The following is a 17520-nucleotide window of genomic DNA, read 5'->3' on the forward strand; positions in this document are numbered from 1 at the left end:
TCATGCACCGATATGGATCCGGCGAAGCCCCGGAAACTCCAAAGCCGCTGCGTCCTGCACACGTCGCGCATGATGGTTCAGCACATATTGGGCGATGAAACCCGAGGGCGCGCTCAACATCAAAAGCCCGGCATCGAAGCCCTGAAAATCAAGGCTTGCGAACCAGTTGCGATGAAGCTCTGGATCGCTTTCGGCCAGTCGCGCCAAGGCCCTGCCCCACGCCGTCGATGGGGCGGATTGTGCTTGCGGACGGAAATCGACATGGACAACCTTCTCGGGAGGTTCAGCCTTGAGCGGCTCGGCATGGCCATCCATCCGCGCCAGGAAATCCGGACCGACCTCCTGCCAGTGAGGTGCGCTTCGGCTATAGATCTCTCGTTGATTAAGACGATAGCCCGCCACCCTGCCCCGCAGCCCGGGCCGAAGCTGCAACAGGATCTTCGCCTCGATCATGCGCTTGATTTCGCGTTTGACGGTGCGCTCATCAACTGCCCACATCCGGGCAAGCTCTTTCTGGCCAATACTGACCTCATCGAGCTTCCAGTTATAGCGTGCCGTGACCAGCGCAACCAATCGCAGCATTGAAGTTTGAAAGCCCGGCGTGCCGTTCAGCCCTGCTATCGCAATGGCGGTCAATAAGTCATACTTCAGCGAACCCGCCTGCGGGCCTGTAAAGCGTTTGAGATCCATCTGACGTACCCACTGCTCGGTCCGGCTTCTTTGGCCGATTCTTGACTGGCTCCAAGATGCCTGAAGATCCTGTCGTTTGTCAATCAGGCTCAGATTACGGGACCTTACCAAAACAAGCCGAAAATAAAGATTTGAGGGTTATATTGGTTAAGGGGGACAGATTGGTGTCACCTAAACATAGGCGCTTTGTCACCTCAACTCGGGTTTTTCCACCCGATCTGTCACCTCACGTTGTCGCGCCAACGCGTAAAATCCCGTTCTTCGTCGAATCGAGGCGAAATCGCGAATTAGCGAAGTCTCTGTTTTGCGTTTCCGTCAATTCGCGTTATTTAGACAGGAAAGCGGCATAACGAGAGCAGTGACATGCGAGACCATTCTGATCTTCAATCCATGAACGAAAGGAGCCTTGCGCAGCAAGCGGCTGTGCGCAAGGCAACCTTCTCCCCGTCCGAGAAGAAGGTGCTCCGTCCCTTCTCCATCTGGGAAATCAGCCAGTTTATGTTCGACGTGCCCGCTGACACGTTGCGCAAGAAACTGTCGGATGATCCCTCCCTACCCCAAGGCGCGGTCGAAGAGGATGGCCGGCAGCGCTGGTTCAGTCTCTCGGAGATCAATGAGCTCCGGCGCCGCCTGCGCTTTCGCGGCAGATCGCTGCTGCCCAAACGCCCCGGCGGTCGCGCGATGCGCGTGGCGGTCTCGAACTTCAAGGGCGGTGTCGGCAAGACGGTCGTTGCACATCACCTTGCGAATGCGGCGGCGCTTGATGGCTATCGCGTCCTTGTCATCGACTTTGACCCGCAAGCGACGCTGACCCATTCGATGGGTCTGGTCGAGGTGAAGGAGTGGAATACGGTCTGGGGCATCATGTGTCGCGACCTGTGCCGCGAGGCGGACAGGATCGTCGCGGCCTATGACGATCCGGAGGACTGCCCCTACCCGTCTTCCGATGAGCTTCCCGAGGATGTCCAATCCATCGGCGCCCAACGGGTGCAAGACTTCATCCAGAAGACCGCTTGGTCGACCATCGACATTATCCCGAGCTGCGCGAATGCCGCCTTCGTCGAGTTCGCCAGCGCCCAGTACCGTGCGCTTCACAAGGCATGGAGTTTCTTCGGCTGTATCGCCCGCTATCTCGATGAGCTTCCGGAGGATCAGTATGACATCATCATCTTCGATTGCCCGCCGGCGATTGGCTATCAGTCGCTGAACGCGGCCTTCGCTGCCGACATTCTCTATATTCCGTCGGGGCCGGGCTATTGGGAATATGATTCAACGACCAGCTATCTCGGGCAGCTCGGCGACGCGATGGAGGATATTTCGACTGGCTTCGCCGCGATTGCGCAAGATGCCGGGATCCATCTGCCCAAACAGTTTGCGGATATTCGTTTGCTGATGACGCGCTTCGAAGCCTCCAATCCTCTTCATGCCGCTATGATGGATGCCTTCCGCAACGTGTTCGGCGCGGATGTGTGCAGGAACGCGATCGAGATGACGCGCGCGGTCGAACAATCCGGGCGCTTCCAGCAATCGGTCTATGAGCAGGATTACCGGCTGATGACCCGCGAGACTTGGAAGAGGGCGCGTCAAAGTTTCGATTCCGCTTACGGCGAATTCAGAGACACGGTTCTGCGCGCATGGGAGCAGCGTGAGGAGAAGAAGGAGGCACGCGCATGAGCGGGAAAAATAAATTCGGCTTCGGCCCCGTCGATCCTGTCGAGCTCAAACCGCGCAAGCGTGACGTCGGTCCGATGGGTGCGGCCGTTCGCGAGGTTGCCGGGTCCTTGGCCGAAAGCACCGAGAACCTCGTGGAGCAGCGCCGGCAGAATGCGGCAGAGGCGAAACTTTTCCGTGCAGCCCAGGAAGAGGGCAGGGTGCTCGAGGCGATTTCGCTCGACGCAATTCGGACGGATGACCTCCCCCGCGACCGTCTCGATCTCACGCTCATCGCGAATTCTGATGAGATGGAGGAGCTGAAGGCCTCCATGCGTGAGCGGGGCCAGAAAGAGCCGATCGAGGTTTACCAAACTCAGGAAGGCTATCAGCTCAAGAAGGGTTGGCGGCGGCTGACGGCGTTGCGCCAGCTGCATGAAGAGACGCAGGATGCCCGTTTCGAAACGGTTCTCGCGCGCGTTGCGGAAGGGAGCGCCAGCCGGATCGACCTCTATATCGACATGGTTGAAGAGAACGTCATTCGCGAGGACCTGAGCTTCGCCGAGATGGCTCAGGTCGCTATCTCCGCCGCGAGTGATGCCTCGTTGGACGGGCAGGGGGCCGATGCGCTCGTGGGACGTATTTACGCGTCGCTGCATAAGATGAAGCGCTCTTACATCCGGAGCTTTGTCTTTCTTCTGCAATCGCTCGGGCCGTCGCTGCGCTTCCCAAAGGCAATTTCGCGCAACCTTGGTGTTGAGGCTGCTCGCAAGATCCAAGCCGCACCTGACTTGACGCAAGGGCTTCGCGATGAGCTCGAAGCTGCTGTGACAGCTGAGGAACAGGTTTCGACGCTTCAGCGATTTGTTGATGGGGTGGTCGTAACGCGAAGAACGCCTCCTGCAGGAGCGCCCAAGCGCGGGAAATATGAGTTCCATGTCGGCAACGCCAAGGTGACCGCGCGAAAGGGAGAATGCCGAATTCTTTCGGAGGTGGACTTCTCTGCCATCGACCGCCGACGATTGCAGGTGGCTATTGAAGCCTTCCAAAATGCTCTCCGCGATACGTAACCCGCGGGTTACCTATGGTCTACAGCTCACGGCGCGTAACCCACGGGTTACGCGCCGTGTCTCTTTTTAGGGACGCAGGAGCTATGTTTGGCCGGGGTGTGTGGCCGCAGGTTCAGGCTCGTGAGTGAGTGAGGTTTCGATACAAATTCCGCATAATAAGAGGATTGTGCAGATATGTCGCGATGACCGGTAGAGCCCTACTCAGCTGATCGGAAGTCCCAATCGACCGCTTGGCCCCCTGACGCGAGAAAGAATACGAGTTCGGACAGGCGTGTTTGACGGCGCTCTAGCATTGCGGCCTACGCAAGTAATCAAATTTTATCATGAGCAAACGGCTTGCCATTTAGGGCGGCATCTACCTGAAGCCCTGCCCTAAGATTGCTCCGCCTCGATTGTGATGCGGCACCCTGATCTTTCAAATACTTGGGAAGTCTCAGCAAAAGAGCGGTTGCCGGGCGGCTGGGTCTCTGACAGAAAGCGTTGACGCTCTCGCGCGATCAATCGTGCGGTGTCATATCAGCGGGTCCTCAGCGCGGGATCTGTCCCGATGGTCTGCGGCATTGCTCGGCCGACCACGCATTTCGCGCCCGACGGGTGCCAATCTTGAGGGTCGCCCCGATGGTTAATCCGCTTCGCTCCTATGGCACACGCTTGCGGAAACTGATCGGACGGTCAGGTCCGGATTTTTTCTCCGAAGCTGTCGAGACTTGGCAGGAGGCCCCGGGCGAGGAGCTTCCCTTTCATCCTGCACTTGCACTGTCGGGCCAGATCGACCGTATCCGAAGCAGCATCTTTGCCTCGCTCCCAGAAACCATCGAGGCGCTGACCCGCGACGGGACGGCCTCGGAGGGGCCGACCATGGGCTGGCGCTTTCGCAATGTCGATCTGGTGGATGGCGTGCTCTACGGTCGCGGGGCGGAAATGCATCTGCGCGCGCGCCAAAACCGGCTGGGGCTTGCGTTCCGCCCGCGCCAATCGGCGAGCGGCGCCCTTTACGAAACCTGGACCACCAACCGCTGGTTTGGCAGTTGGTTGATGGATGAGCTGCTGACCTGGCCGCTGGCTCAGGCCACGGGCGCCGCTTTTCGCACCGGAGCCGCGCCGCAATTGGGGGGCCATGCTGCCCGCTACGAAGAGATTTTGGGAGTCGTGCCGCGGCGCATTCAAGGCGATGTGCATTTTGACGAGCTCATCCTTTTCGGTGATCTCGCGAACAACCGCGGAAAATGGACGCGTCAGCGGCAATTGCGTGAGAAATTGCTACAGGGGCGTCAGCTTACATCGGTTCCCGGCGTTTTTCTCTTGCGCGGAACCGGGGGCGATCTGCGGCTTTTGCTCAATGAGCGTCAATTGGCTGAGCGTCTGGCGGCCGAGCGCGGGTTCCTCGTGCTCGATCCCATGGTTTCAACCGTTGACGAAATTGTTGCGGCTTGCGGCGCGGCCAAAGCGATTGTCGGTGTCGAGGGGAGCCAGTTGGTCCATGGCATCATCAGCGCACCGGCGGGTGCGGCCATCGTGCCAATTCAACCGCCTGACCGGGTTGCGGCGACGCTGAAGCAAATCTCGGACCGGCTGGATCAGCGATTTGGCCTTCTGGTCGCGGAAGGCCATGAGACCGCCTTTACGCTCGATTGGAAGGATTTGGCGGCGACGCTCGATCTGTTCTCATGAGCACGAATAGATGATCCGTCAAAGCGCAGAGAATTGCTCGCGCGCGATTGCCCGGCAGTTGTAAGCACCGTGCACATAACAGTGCACACGGCCTTCGCATAAGAGTCGATTTGTGCCTTTGAACTCCGGGTCACGGGAGTAGTCGTTCTCTCTCGGGCCGCAGGTTTGCGCCGCCCGAGAACAGAATCTTATCGCTCGGGTTGCTGCCCAAGCCAGTTTGCATCCTGCATCCCCGTTTCGGTGACCAGCACCTCGTTCGGCCAGGGATGGCTGATGAAATTGATCGGGCTGGCCGACGGACCATAGGCGCCGCAATTTTGGATGACGACGAGATCGCCTTCATCAAGCCTCGGCAGCTCGACCCCGGTGCCGAGCCGGTCGATCGAGGTGCAAAGCGGCCCCGCGATATCGACGGGACCGATCGGACGGGAGCCCGCATCATCGCCGCCAACCCGCCGGAGAATATAGTTCCGGCGCAGGACCATGCCGAAATTGCCCGTGGCCGCGAGATTGGCATTCAGCCCACCGTCGCAGAGGGCAATGTCCCGTCCGCGCGAGTGTTTCGTCGCAAGCACTTGTGTCAGAAAGACGCCCGCCGGTCCGGTCAGATAGCGCCCAAGCTCCAGCGCAAGGCGGGTCTCGCCAAAGCGCGGATCGGTTTTCAGCGCGTCGAGATCTGGATTGATCACCTCCGCGATCGCCTCAAGATCAAGCTCCTGATCGCCGGGATGATAGGGGATGCCAAGGCCCGCGCCGAAAATCAGCCGTTCGGGCGTCAGATCGTAGCGCGCACAGATCTCGCGGAAGATCGTGATGAAACCGCGCCAATTTTCGCAGATTGCATCGGCTTTGAGCGATTGGGTGCCCGAATAGATATGAAGCCCGATGACGCGCAGGCCGGGCAGTGACAGAGTTTCGGGAATGACCTCAGGCGCGGCCTCAATGTCGATGCCAAAGGGACTGGGCCGCCCCGCCATCTGATCGCCGAACCCCTTCGGCACACGGTCGGGACCGAGGCGCAAGAGCACCGGCTGGACCTTGCCAATTGCGAGCGCGATCTGATTGGCCAGCCGCGCCTCGCGCAGGCTTTCAAGGACCAGTTCGCCGATCCCCGCGGAGATTGCGGCGCGGAGCTCGCTTTCGCGCTTGGCCGGGCCGGTGAAGCTGATCCGCTCGGGCGGCCAGCCGGCGCGCTGCGCAAGGGAAAGCTCACCGCCCGACGAGATATCAAGGGTCTCAAGACGGTCGCGCATCCAGCCCAGAAGAGCCGGGTTCGGATTGCTTTTCACCGCATAGCTGATGTCGAACCGGCCCGCAAAAGCCGCCTTCAGCCGTGCCAACCGGGCCGCGAGCACATCGGTGAAATAGACATAGGCGGGCGTGCCGAACGTCGCGGCGACGGTCTGAAGCTCCGCGTCGCGGTCTGGGCCGATCTGGTTACTCGAGTGAGCTGACATAGGCCACGATCCGGTCCACGCTGTCGAAATTCTCGAGGGTCACATCCACCGGAGGAATGGTGGTGCGCGCCTTCTCTTCGATGAAGCCGATCAGGCTGACCAGCGAGACGGAATCGAGGATGCCGCTGCTAAAAAGTTCGGTGTCGAGATCAATCGGCGGGGCAATGTTCAGCTCTTCGATAAGGTAAGAGATCAAATCGTCGGCGGCGAGGGTCATATTCGTAAAATCCTTGGGTTTTAGACTGAGGTCATCGAGTTGCGGGCGGCGGCGATAATTGCTGGCCGGTCAAGTTTGCCGCTGGCGGTGCGCGGCATGCCCTCAGCCCAGGCAAAGAGGCGGCGTGGACGCATATAATGGGCCATGTGGCGATTGCAGTAACTGTTCAACTCACGTTCTTCGGCGCCGGGCAGCAGGGTCGCGGCGACATGGACGGCCTCGCCGAGATCGAGGTCCTCTTCCCCCCAGGCGACGACATCGCTGACCATCCCGCTTTGCGCGATCAAATCCTCGACCTCGGTCGGACTAAGCCGAAAGCCGAGCGTCTTGATCATATCGTCCATCCGGCTGACAAACCACAGATCGCCATCCGTGTCGATCCGGACGAGATCACCCGACCAGACCACCGGCTCCGCGCCGATTACCCCTTCAAGCGCGGGGCAGGGCCGGATCTTTTCGGCAGTGATTTCGGGGCGTTCCCAATAGCCTAGGCTGACCAGCGGACCGGCATGGACGAGCTCGCCCTGCTCCCCCGGACCGGCAAGACCACCTTCGGGTGTCACGACAAAGATCCGCGCATTCGGGATCTGCTGGCCGATCGCGCCCATCTTTTGCGCAAAACGCTCGGGCGGGAGATAGGTCGAGCGGAAGGCCTCGGTCAGCCCATACATCAGATAGATGTCGACGCCCGGAAAGACCTGCGGCATCGCCTCGAGCACGGGTTGCGGGATCTTGCCGCCGGTATTGGTGATGCGGCGCAGATCGGGCAGATCGGTCGGGCTGGATTGCTGCATCCGCACGATCGGGCCCCAGAGCGGCGGCACGCCCGCGATGCCGGTCACGCGCTCGGCCTTGGCCATGCGCAAGATCTCGGCAGGCATGGTCAGGGGCTGGTGAACCACCGTGCCCCCGGTCAGCATCATCGTGGTCAGCTGGTTCAACCCAGCGTCGAAACTATAGGGCAGCACCGACAGCAGCCGGTCGCTGTCGTCGAGCTTCAGATACTCCGTGACCGAAATCGCGCCGATCCGGATATTGCGATGGCTGAGCATCACGCCCTTGGGCATCCCGGTTGAGCCCGAGGTATAGATGATCGCGGCAAGGCCTGCGGGATCGACCTCGACCGCTGCGGTCTTCTGATCGGCCGGAAGCGCCGCCCAGAGATCCGCGCCCGCAGGCGGCTCGGTGCCCTTGCCATGCACGAGCAGGGCGGTTTCCGGGGCAAGCGCATGCTCGCCGGTCAGACCGCGAAGCGCCGTTTCCTCAAGGATCACCGCGCGCGCCCGGCAATCGCGCGCGACATAGGCAAGCTGCGCCGCGGTCCAGCGCGTGTTGACATTGACGACCACCGCCCCGGCTTTCCAGGCACCGAACATCGCCGCAACCTCGTCGATGCCTTTGCGCAGATGAACGATCACCCGGTCGCCCGCTGCGATGCCGCGCGCGATCAGCCAATCGGCAATCCGTCCGGCTTCGCCGGCAAGATCGGCATAGCGCGCTTGCCGCCCGGGATCGACCGCCGCGATCTTGTCGGCGCGGTCGGGCAGGTTATCGGCCAAAAGCCACCAGAGCGCGCGATCGAAGGTCTCAATCATGACGTGGTCCCGCGGCTTTGGACATCATCGGCAGGCTGGGATAGATCCGCGCCGGAGAGCCGACGACCACGGAATCCGCCGGAACATTGGTCGTCACAGCGGTATTGGCGGCGATCCGCACCCGGTCGCCGATCTTGATCGGGCCGAGAATGGTCGAATTCACGCCGATGAAGACATCATCGCCAATTATCGGAGCCCCGCCCCGCATATTGGTCCCAATGGTCACATTATGCATAACGCCGCAACGGTCCCCAATTACCACATCCGGATGAATCGATAGTGATCCTTCGGCATGGATAATATGAAAATCTTGCCCGAGGGTTACCTGCGGCGGAATCCAGATTTTCGTCACGTTCAGGATGAAAATCTTCATCAATCCGTAAACTTTATTGGCAACCCAACGCGCCACCGGGTTTTTTCTGGCAAGTGCCCAACGACCATAGCGATAGACCGTCAATGAGACAAATCCCGAACCGGCCAGAGTTTCGCCGTGCCGTTTGTAATCGTCTCGCAAGGTGTTAAACATCTTATCGTCCGCCGGCTTTTCCCTTGATGGTTGTATCAGCATATTTCGGATGGGGAGGCAATCAGTTCCATGGTTCGGGCAATATCGCTCCATTTGATGGTGAATCCGCTGGCCTCGCCTTGTCCAATGACCATGGCGAAGCGCTGCTGCCAGCGGTCGCTCAAGAGCTTCATCGCCGTCGTGGCACGATCGGCGGGCTGAAGGGTGAAGAGCGTGCCGCCCTCGGGCATCACCGCGATGCCGTGGTTGAGTTGGCTGCCCTCGACCCCCATGACGACCTTCGCGCCGCCGCACAGCACGATCAGCTCATCGACGCTGTGATCCTCGGGAAAGACCACGCTGAAGCCGAAGTCGCGCGCCATCCGCGCGGCGAGCTCGTCTTCGTTCAGGAGCCGCCGTTGATCGCCGCTGTGCCCGCGCAACAAGAAAACCCCCGGTGACGGGGTGGGGTGACCCGCGCCGATCAGGCGGCGGCGCATGTCTTGCGCGCGTGCAAGGCGGTTGGTGTTGTTTGCATGGTCGTCGAAGACGATCAGCTCGTCGAAATGCACATCGCCAACCCGGCGCGGAGCCATCGCAAGCAGAGTTTCGTAGCGCGGGACATGGCCACCGCTGCCAGACCGCGTCGTGACCGGTTGGCCTGCGGCCTCTGCCAACCGGTAGCTCAGGCAATCGTCAAGCAACCAGTTCCCGAACCAGCGGTTGCCGACCCAAGTCTCATATAGCGCGCCCGAGCCTGCATCCTCCATCCGCGCCGGTCGCGGCAGCCGAGTGCGGCGGTGCAGATGCAGCGAAAGGCCGTTCGTATAGAGCACGCCGTCAATCAGATCGACATCGCGCAGATGCCAGGCGAGCGTCGGCGCGATCTGCTCGGCAGGATCCCCCGCGAGCGAGCGCAGCACCATGTCACGCGGGGCGAATTCGGTCCGGGTGATGCGCTCGGCCTGTCCGGGCAGGATGATGACGGGAGGGACAGGGCGGATTTCGCCCGGCGCGATCTCTTCGCGCTCGACGGCGAGCCCAGCCAGTTCACGCGTTCCACGACCCGCGAGACGGCCCAAGCGATAGGACAGGGGGCGCCAACTCCACATCAATTGCCCTTCTGAATCACACCACAATGCAATCACAGCCACAGGTGCGTTGGCTGTGATCACCTGTTCACAGATGGAATGAGATCAGCCTTAAGGCTTCATTGTTTTGAGTCAATTGCCTTAATCAACAGGTCGGCAATGAGCGCATGATCCTTGAGCGAGGGATGCCAGTGGCAGCCTTTTCGCTCAAGCTTGGGCAGCTCGATCAGCGCGACCTCGCTGCCAGCGTCACGCAGCGCGGCCTCGGCGGCGCGGTAAGAGGTGATCATCTCTTCGCCATATTCGGTGAAGGACAAAAGCACGATCCGCGCCCCCGGCATCTCGCTTTGGCGAGCTTTCAGAAAGGCGATCAGCGCGTTTTGGAAATCCGATTGCAGTGCCGCGTTCGAGCCCCATTTCTCTTCGGCAGCAAAGGGCGAGCCCAGATCGTTCGAGCCAAGGCCCACGACCAGCGTCGCGACCGCTCCGGGCGGGTCGTCGGGCAGGTCGGGCCGGTCGGGGATCGCCAGCGGATAAAGCGCCGCCATGGTCGGTCCGGCAGAGCCGCCGTAATTGCGCAAAAGCCCGACGCCCGAGCGCGCGGTCACCGTGACCTCGGCCTTCAGCGCCTGACCGACGCGGGCGGGAAAGCTTTGGGTCGTATCGGTCTCGGCAAAGACCTGCGTGCCGCTGCACTCGCGCTGATGCCCGGTATTGCCATAGCCGACCGTATCGGAATCCCCGATGAAGGCGATCCGCGGCAGGGCTGCGGCAACTGGAAGCGCCTGACCGCCGCTCGGGGTCGCAAAGCCCACGAAACGGGCGGGCCGGTCGGCCTCGCTTAAGGTTTCGACCCGGACCTGATGCGGCCCGGCGGGCAGGCCAGAGATCTCGATGGTCTTTGTTCCGGGCCGCACCAGCGTGATCTTGCCGCTCGCCCCGTCATCGATCACCACGCGCAGCCGGTTGGTGGCATCGGCGAGGCGCATGGACACCGCCGGGCCGTCAAAGCGCCCCTCAGCGGCAAATCCGGGCCATTGATGCCAGACCCCATCCGAGGCCACCGCGCGCCGCCCCTCAAGGCGGACAGCCAGCGGCGTTCCTGTCAGGGCCGTATCGACAAGCTGCACCTGCGCCTGCGGCGGCAGCGTATCGACATGAAGGAGAGGGAGGGGCGTGTCGATTTGAGGCTCATGTCCATTGAATGTCCAGATGAGACCAACAACCAGCCCAGTCATCGCCAGGATCACCAGTCGCCCCCGTAACCTGTTCATCCAAAACTCAAATCATGGAAAGTTTGGCGCAGAATATCTCTGGCCCGAACGGCTGTCCACGTTTGATTTCACGCGAGGCGCGGCTGCGGCGGGCGCCGCTCGCGCTAGGGATGTCGGGGCGCGGCTCAGTCGAGATAAGCGATGGGCGCGCCGCTGCGGGGGTGGGCGAAGGTCGCGATCTCGACACCATAGATCTCACGCAGGGTATCGCGGGCCAAAAGCGTTTGCGCATCGCCGCGCGCGATCAGCCTGCCGCCTTTCAGCGCGATGATCTCGTCGCAATAGCGCGCAGCCATGTTGATGTCGTGAAGCACGACGATGACGCTCGCGCCGCCGTCTTCGGAAAGCTTGCGCACCAAGGACAGCACCTCGACCTGATGGCTGATGTCCAGCGCCGAGATCGGCTCGTCGAGCAAAAACGCCCCAGCTTCCTGCGCGACCAGCATGGCCAGCCAGACGCGCTGGCGCTCGCCTCCCGAAAGGCTCTGGACCTGTCGGGTCGCGAAAGCTGCGACATCGGTCAGCGTCATGGCCTCGTCGATGCGGTCGTGATCCTCGGCCTTCATGCGCCCAAGCGCGCCATGCCAGGGATAGCGCCCCATCGCCACCAGATCGCGGACGGTCAGCCCGGTGGCGGGCGGCGGGTCTTGGGGCAGATAGGCGATGCGGCGGGCAAAGTCGCGGCCCGGCCAATCGCGAAGCGCGCGGCCCTCAAAGCTGATCCCACCGGCGCTCGGGCGCAGCTGGCGGGCGAGCAGTTTCAGCAGCGTCGATTTCCCCGAGCCATTATGCCCGATCAGCCCGACGACCTTGCCCGCAGGCAGATCAAGCGTCAGATCGGTCAGCAGCTTGCGCTCGGGAAGCTGAAAGCTGACATCGGTAAGCGAATAAAGCGTCATGGCAAGGTCTTTGCGAAAGGATCAGGTCGAAGAGCGGCGCAGCAAAAGCCAGGCGAGCAGCGGCGCGGTGATCAGCGTGGCCAAAAGCCCCGCAGGCATCTGATTGGGCACCATCAGCACCCGGCCCAGCCAGTCGGCGACAACCATCAAGGCCGCGCCGGAAAGCGCGGCGGCGGTGAGTTCCGCCGTCGGGCTGCGAAAGCCCATCAGCCGCGCCAGATGCGGGGCCATCAGGCCGACGAAGCTCAGGGGCCCGATCACCGTCACCGAGAGCGCGACCAGCAACGAGGCGTAGAGCAGAAGGCTGCCCCGCGCCCGCGCGACCGGCACGCCAAGCGCGCGCGCGACGACCGGCCCCAGCGGCAGGATCGCGAGCCAGCGGCGGAAGAGGGGCAGGGCGGCCAGACCGATCAGCGCGGTCGCGGCGATGATCCCCGCCTGCATCGGCGTTGCCAGAAAGGTCGCGCCATTCATCCAGCGCAAGAGGCCAAAGACGCGGTTGTCTCCGCTGGCCAGAAGCAGCGAGACCAGCGCGCTGAAGGCGGTGGTGATGGCGATGCCGAGCATGAAGAGATCATGCGGGCGAAAGCTTGTCCGCCACGCCAGCGCCATCAGCCAGGCAAGCACCAAACCCGCTCCGGCCATGCTGGCGCCAAGCCCGCCCAGAAAGCCGAGACTCGGCACGAAGGCCGCGACGATTGCCCCGCAGGCCGCTCCCGAGCTGATGCCTAAAAGCTCGGGCGAGGCCAAAGGGTTCGAGGTCAGGCGCTGAATGATCCCGCCCGCAATCGCCGTCATGACCGCTCCCGAAGCTGCGGCCAGCGCGCGCGGACCGCGCCAGAAAAACGTCTCGTGCAGCGTCGAGAGCCCGCCGAAGGACCAGCCCCCGATCCCCTTGCCGGTGAAGAGCGCGACCAGCACCAGTAAACCCAAAGCCATGAGCAGCCAGATCAGGCGGCGGGTCGGGGCGGCCTCGTCTTCCGTGCGGGCGATCAGCGTGGGCGCGGGCGGGCGGTTCGCGATGCGGTTGCGGGCGATCAACCAGATAAGGAGTGGCGCGCCCATCAGCACGGTCGCCGCGCCTGCGGGGATGGTCGTGGGCGTCGGCAGCGCCAGAAAGATCTGATCGGTCACGACCAGCAGAAGCGCGCCAAGCAGCGGGGCCAGCAGGATCTGCGCCTCGGCGCGTTGATAGCCCATGCGGCGCAAGATCTCGGGCGCGGCAAGGCCGATGAAGCCGATGACGCCCACTGCCGCGACAGTTGCCGCCGCAATCCACAAAGCCACCGCAATCGCCGCGCCACGCACCAGCCAAGGGTTCGCGCCCAGCCCGGTCGCGAGCTCGTCGGAAAGGCTCAGGATCGCGATCGGGCGGGCGAGGATCAGGCAGGGCAGGACGACCGGCAGCAGTTGCAGGGCGAGCAGGTTGAACGTGCTCCAATCCTGCGTCGCGAGCGAGCCGCTGCCCCAGATGAAGAGTTTGATCAGCCCGCCATGCAGCATGATCATGAAGGTGTTGATCGCGCCCGCGTAAAGGCTGACGACCAGCCCGGCGAGCAGGACGACCTGTGGGGCCAACCGCGCACGCCATGACAGCGCCAGCACCAGCGCGCCGGCAATCGCGCTGCCCGCCAGCGCTACCAGCATCTTGCCGCCGATCAGAAGGCCGGGCGCCCAGATCGTCGCGGCGCTGACCGCGAGAAAGGCCCCGGCTGAAGTGCCAAGCGTCGCAGGCTCGGCGGCGGGATTGCGCAAAACCAGCTGCACCAGCACGCCCGCGAGCGAGAGCGCCGCCCCGACCAGAAGCGCCAGCAGCAGGCGCGGCACGAGGCTATAGTGAAAGACCAGCTCTCCCATCCGGGTCGGATCGGGCTGGCTTAACGCCTTCAGCCACTCTTGCGGCGGCAGGTTCAGGGCGGCGGTCCGGGCGGCAAAGGCCAGCGCCAGCGCGGCCAGCGTCAGGCACAAAAGGATCAGTGGCAGATGTCGGCGAAAGGTCATGCGGGATCAGGCGAGAGTTTCGGCAAGGAGACGGGCAAGACGGATGGCCGAGGGCAGGCCTCCGTCTTCGAGAAGGGCGGGAAGGAGACGGGTGCGATGCTCGCGCACGGCGGGGAGGGCCTCCCAGAAGAGGCCGCCGGGGCTGGAGCCCGACAGGCCGTTGAGCGCGGCCGCATCAAGGACCAAGAGGCTGGCCTCTGGATGTTGGGCGAGCTCATCGAGCGCGACCGTGGCGCGGCTGCCGAAGAAGGCCCCGCGCGTCCAGTCGTTCACCAGCCCGAGCCGCGCCATGACCTGACCCTCGAAGCTTTCGGCGGTGAAGACAGAGAGATGACGGTCATCGGCCAAGGTGAGCAGTAGGAACGGCTTGCCGCGATGGCGGGCAAGCGCGGCTGCGGCCTCGGTCAGAGTGGTCTCGGCCTCGGCGATCACGGGCTGAGGGTCGCGGCCTGTCAGGGTGCCGATCTGGATCAGCGCCGCGGTCGCGGCGTCCAGCGTGGCCGTGCCATTCGAGGCAAGATCGACGACCTCGACCGGGGCAATGCGGCGCAGGAAAGGCAGCATCTGGCCAAGGCGCGGCGGGATCAGGATGAGGCGCGGGGACAGTTCGTCGATGAATTCGAAGTTGGGGGTAAAGAGCAGCCCGACATCGACGGTGTCGGGGCGCAAGGCGGGTTCGACCGTGGCGCGGTTATAATAGGCGGTGCTGGGCACGCCCGTCACATCCGCGCCAAGCGCCAGCGCATTCGCAGCCAAGGCCCAATCCAACGCGATGATCCCGCCTTTGGGGGGCGGGGCAGGGGCTGCGAAGGCTTTGGGGGCGATCAGAGAAGGGGCCAGGACGGAAACTGCCGCCGCCTGCAAAAACAGGCGGCGGCCGAGACGGGGCATGACCGGAAGATCTGGCGTTACCACCGGCTTCTGATGCTCAGCTGGACGGCGCGCGGCTCGCCGTAATTGCCGAAGAAGCGGGTGGGCAGGCGGTCCCAATAGGTCCGGTCGAACGCATTGGTCACCGTCAGCGCCGCGTCGAGCTTGTCGTTGAAGCGATAGCCCGCCTGCAGATCGACCACCGCATAACCGCCCTGTTCGGCATAGATCGTGCGGATGCTGTCGATGCGCTTGGTCTTGCTATAGGCGCGCAGACCGGCGGCAAGGCTGAGACCTTCGAGCTGGCTGCCTTCCTGGAACTGGTATTTGCTCCAGACTTTCAGGCTATGGCGCGGCTCTTCGGTGTCGAGGGACTGGCCAATGAAGGCCGGGTTCTCGTTGTCGGTAATCTTGGTGTCGAGATAGGTGTAACCGGCGGTCAGGCTCCAGCCATCGGTGATCTCGCCGGTGACTTCGGTCTCGAAGCCGCGGCTGCGGGCCTTGCCGCCGGGGCGGTAGAACCACGCATGGTCGGGATCGTCGATCGGGCGGTTGCTGTCCTTGATCTCGAAGATCGCGGCCGTCGCCAGCAGGCGGTCATCCAGAAGCGAGGTCTTGGCGCCGACCTCGATCTGACGACCCTCGCGCGGCTTCAGCGTCACACCTTCAAAGGTCGACTTGTCGGCCTGCGGGGTGAAGATATCGGCATAGCTCGCATAAAGCGTGGTCGAGGGCGTGATGTCGTAAAGCAGCCCGACATTGCCCGAGAAGCGCGCATTGATATCGGGCTCCTGCTCCCACTCGCCAACCGGCATGCGGTTGCGGTTCTTGGCCTCATACCAGCTCAGACGCCCGCCGACGACCACGGTGAGGGGATCGGTGACCTTGATGCGGGCCTGCGAATAGAGGCCCATTTCGCGCGCACGTGCCGAATTGGCCCAAGTATAGGGCGCATCGACATTCGGGATCTGGTGATGGGCATCAAAGACATTCCAGCGCCCGCCCGACATGAAGCCGCCCGCGCGGTCGCGGTTCTTTTCGGCCATGCTTGCGCCGACAACGATCTCGGCCGGGCGGCCAAAGACATCGACCGAGCCGGTCAGGCTGGTGTCGAGGTTGAGCAGCTTTTCCTGGATCTCGTTGCGCTGGATCGCATAGTTCGATTCGAAGGTCGTCGGATCGATGCCGTTCATCATATAGGCATATTTCGACGCGCCATCGGTGTAGCGATAGGACAGGTTTGTGTTCGAGACCCAGCCATTGCCGAAATCATGGCGCAGGCCGGTGGCGATCTCGTGCATCTCGGTCTCGCTGCGCGACCAATCCGCACCGAAGAAGGTCGAGCGCGGTGCATTGAGGAAACCGCCGCCGATCATGATGGACTGACCGTAATCGAAGGGCGCAAGCTTTTCCTTCTGCCATGCCGCCGAGAAGCTCAGCGTGGTGCTGGGGGCGATGTCATATTCCAGCGCGCCGTAAAGCGTGCCGTGGCGCGAGCCGGTGCCGTTGAATCCGTCGCGATCCTCGACAGCGCCGACAAAGCGGCCGCGCAGGCTGCCGTCGGCGTTGATCGGGCCGGTGACATCGACGCTCTGGCGCTTGAGGTTCCACGACCCGAACCGCGTCTCGGTCGAAATGCCGAATTGGTCGCGCGGTTTCAGGCGCACGAAGTTCGCCGTGCCGCCCGCGCCGCCCAGACCCTGCTGCAAGCCCGCCGGGCCGCGCAGCACTTCGACGCGGTCATAGATCGCAAGGTCGAATTGGCTGGTGTATTGAATGCCCGAGCTGACCGCCATGCCGTCATATTGCGCATCTAGCGCGAATCCCCGCGCGTTCATGTAATAGGTGCCGTCACCATAGTTGACGGCGGTGACGCCGGTCGCCTGACGCATCGCATCGGCGACGGTGGTGATGTTTTGGTCGTTCAGGCGCTGCTTGGTCATGACCGAGACCGATTGCGGCGTTTCCTTCAAGGGCGCGGCCAGCTTGCCCGCGACCGAAGCCTCGGAGCCCGCATAGCTCGTCGAGCCATCGGTCGTGGCATCTGCCGAAATCACCACCGTATCGAGCTGGATCGCACCATCAACCGCCGGTCCCACTGCGGCACCCCGGCGCGCGTCGATCAAGACGATCGCGCGGTCGCCCGATTGGCGCCAGCTGATGCCAGAGCCGCGCAGCATCCGCTCGACCGCTTCGGTCGGGGTCATGCGGCCGGTCACCGGCTGGCTTTTCAGCCCCGAGGGTAGCGAGAAGCCGTAGGCAATGCGCCAGCCGCTGACCGCGCCGACCTGCGCCAGCGCACCCGAAAGCGGGCGGGCGGGGATATTGAACTCATAGCTGGCTGTCGAACTCGCACCGCCGCGCGTCTCCTGCGCCGCTGCGGGCAGCGCGGCCACTGTCAGCATTGCGGTAGAGCCAAGGAACCGCGCCAGCAATAGTCCCAGACCGGGCCGAAGCCGTGCCGTCATTCTTCTTCTCCTGTCCATCCTGTGCCGCTTTTTTTGCGGCTCTCGGATAGATGAACGGGCGA

The 17520-nt window shown here is 62.9% G+C and carries 14 protein-coding genes; 3 read left to right on the plus strand and 11 right to left on the minus strand.

Translation table 11 applies throughout. The annotated features are described in order from the left end of the window. Positions 1 to 690, minus strand: a complete 690-nt coding sequence (locus tag JCM7686_RS20055) for a DnaA N-terminal domain-containing protein (protein ID WP_020952839.1) — start codon at positions 688 to 690, stop codon at positions 1 to 3. Positions 691 to 1053: 363 nt separating this feature from the next. On the opposite strand from JCM7686_RS20055, the gene JCM7686_RS20060 reads away from it, so the two are divergent. The 3 genes from JCM7686_RS20060 (at position 1054) to JCM7686_RS20070 (ending at position 5081) form a co-directional block, all read left to right on the plus strand. Beyond that, entirely contained in the window at positions 1054 to 2364 is a 1311-nt protein-coding gene (locus JCM7686_RS20060; protein ID WP_020952840.1) for an AAA family ATPase, read from the plus strand. After that, positions 2361 to 3410 carry a ParB N-terminal domain-containing protein gene (locus JCM7686_RS20065; protein ID WP_020952841.1) on the plus strand — a complete coding sequence of 350 codons (1050 nt, stop codon included), beginning with the start codon at positions 2361 to 2363 and terminating at the stop codon, positions 3408 to 3410. Before JCM7686_RS20060 ends, JCM7686_RS20065 begins: the two co-directional genes overlap by 4 nt. A 618-nt stretch (positions 3411 to 4028) precedes the next feature. After that, positions 4029 to 5081 (plus strand): glycosyltransferase family 61 protein, encoded by a 1053-nt coding sequence (locus JCM7686_RS20070; protein WP_020952842.1) that lies wholly within the window; start codon positions 4029 to 4031, stop codon positions 5079 to 5081. A 188-nt stretch (positions 5082 to 5269) separates the two neighbouring features. Here JCM7686_RS20070 and JCM7686_RS20075 read toward each other — a convergent pair whose 3' ends face one another. From JCM7686_RS20075 to JCM7686_RS20120, 10 genes are all read right to left on the minus strand, one after another. After that, on the minus strand, positions 5270 to 6538 hold the full coding sequence (locus tag JCM7686_RS20075) for a type III PLP-dependent enzyme (RefSeq protein WP_020952843.1): 1269 nt from the start codon (positions 6536 to 6538) through the stop codon (positions 5270 to 5272). After that, complete coding sequence (locus JCM7686_RS20080) at positions 6519 to 6755, minus strand: acyl carrier protein (protein ID WP_020952844.1); 237 nt, start codon at positions 6753 to 6755, stop codon at positions 6519 to 6521. Before JCM7686_RS20080 ends, JCM7686_RS20075 begins: the two co-directional genes overlap by 20 nt. Positions 6756 to 6775: 20 nt before the next feature. Next, on the minus strand, positions 6776 to 8350 hold the full coding sequence (locus tag JCM7686_RS20085; protein WP_020952845.1) for an AMP-binding protein: 1575 nt from the start codon (positions 8348 to 8350) through the stop codon (positions 6776 to 6778). Further along, a complete protein-coding gene (locus JCM7686_RS20090; protein WP_020952846.1) occupies positions 8343 to 8876 on the minus strand; it encodes a serine O-acetyltransferase in 534 nt (177 codons plus the stop codon). Before JCM7686_RS20090 ends, JCM7686_RS20085 begins: the two co-directional genes overlap by 8 nt. A 35-nt stretch (positions 8877 to 8911) precedes the next feature. Beyond that, the gene (locus JCM7686_RS20095; RefSeq protein ID WP_020952847.1) at positions 8912 to 9967 is read right to left on the minus strand and encodes a glycosyltransferase family 61 protein; all 1056 of its coding nucleotides are present in this window, start codon (positions 9965 to 9967) and stop codon (positions 8912 to 8914) included. A 98-nt stretch (positions 9968 to 10065) separates the two neighbouring features. Continuing rightward, on the minus strand, positions 10066 to 11184 hold the full coding sequence (locus JCM7686_RS20100; RefSeq protein ID WP_148292701.1) for an SGNH/GDSL hydrolase family protein: 1119 nt from the start codon (positions 11182 to 11184) through the stop codon (positions 10066 to 10068). A gap of 161 nt (positions 11185 to 11345) precedes the next feature. Beyond that, positions 11346 to 12119 (minus strand): ABC transporter ATP-binding protein, encoded by a 774-nt coding sequence (locus JCM7686_RS20105; protein ID WP_020952849.1) that lies wholly within the window; start codon positions 12117 to 12119, stop codon positions 11346 to 11348. A 21-nt stretch (positions 12120 to 12140) separates the two neighbouring features. Next, the gene (fhuB, locus tag JCM7686_RS20110; RefSeq protein WP_020952850.1) at positions 12141 to 14120 is read right to left on the minus strand and encodes a Fe(3+)-hydroxamate ABC transporter permease FhuB; all 1980 of its coding nucleotides are present in this window, start codon (positions 14118 to 14120) and stop codon (positions 12141 to 12143) included. A gap of 6 nt (positions 14121 to 14126) precedes the next feature. Continuing rightward, positions 14127 to 15011, minus strand: a complete 885-nt coding sequence (locus JCM7686_RS20115; protein ID WP_020952851.1) for an ABC transporter substrate-binding protein — start codon at positions 15009 to 15011, stop codon at positions 14127 to 14129. A gap of 17 nt (positions 15012 to 15028) precedes the next feature. Beyond that, on the minus strand, positions 15029 to 17458 hold the full coding sequence (locus tag JCM7686_RS20120; protein WP_020952852.1) for a TonB-dependent siderophore receptor: 2430 nt from the start codon (positions 17456 to 17458) through the stop codon (positions 15029 to 15031). Positions 17459 to 17520 lie beyond the last annotated feature (62 nt).

Origin of the sequence: Paracoccus aminophilus JCM 7686 (assembly GCF_000444995.1) — a bacterium.
In the GTDB taxonomy this organism is placed as follows: Bacteria; Pseudomonadota; Alphaproteobacteria; order Rhodobacterales; family Rhodobacteraceae; genus Paracoccus; species Paracoccus aminophilus.

Coding starts and splice junctions, on each gene's coding strand:
- fhuB (WP_020952850.1), bottom strand. CDS start 14,120: ATGACCTTTCGCCGACATCTGCCACTGATCCTTTTGTGCCTGACGCTG.
- JCM7686_RS20100 (WP_148292701.1), bottom strand. CDS start 11,184: ATGACTGGGCTGGTTGTTGGTCTCATCTGGACATTCAATGGACATGAG.
- JCM7686_RS20090 (WP_020952846.1), bottom strand. CDS start 8,876: ATGTTTAACACCTTGCGAGACGATTACAAACGGCACGGCGAAACTCTG.
- JCM7686_RS20120 (WP_020952852.1), bottom strand. CDS start 17,458: ATGACGGCACGGCTTCGGCCCGGTCTGGGACTATTGCTGGCGCGGTTC.
- JCM7686_RS20080 (WP_020952844.1), bottom strand. CDS start 6,755: ATGACCCTCGCCGCCGACGATTTGATCTCTTACCTTATCGAAGAGCTG.
- JCM7686_RS20085 (WP_020952845.1), bottom strand. CDS start 8,350: ATGATTGAGACCTTCGATCGCGCGCTCTGGTGGCTTTTGGCCGATAAC.
- JCM7686_RS20115 (WP_020952851.1), bottom strand. CDS start 15,011: ATGCCCCGTCTCGGCCGCCGCCTGTTTTTGCAGGCGGCGGCAGTTTCC.
- JCM7686_RS20065 (WP_020952841.1), top strand. CDS start 2,361: ATGAGCGGGAAAAATAAATTCGGCTTCGGCCCCGTCGATCCTGTCGAG.
- JCM7686_RS20095 (WP_020952847.1), bottom strand. CDS start 9,967: ATGTGGAGTTGGCGCCCCCTGTCCTATCGCTTGGGCCGTCTCGCGGGT.
- JCM7686_RS20075 (WP_020952843.1), bottom strand. CDS start 6,538: ATGTCAGCTCACTCGAGTAACCAGATCGGCCCAGACCGCGACGCGGAG.
- JCM7686_RS20070 (WP_020952842.1), top strand. CDS start 4,029: ATGGTTAATCCGCTTCGCTCCTATGGCACACGCTTGCGGAAACTGATC.
- JCM7686_RS20060 (WP_020952840.1), top strand. CDS start 1,054: ATGCGAGACCATTCTGATCTTCAATCCATGAACGAAAGGAGCCTTGCG.
- JCM7686_RS20105 (WP_020952849.1), bottom strand. CDS start 12,119: ATGACGCTTTATTCGCTTACCGATGTCAGCTTTCAGCTTCCCGAGCGC.
- JCM7686_RS20055 (WP_020952839.1), bottom strand. CDS start 690: ATGGATCTCAAACGCTTTACAGGCCCGCAGGCGGGTTCGCTGAAGTAT.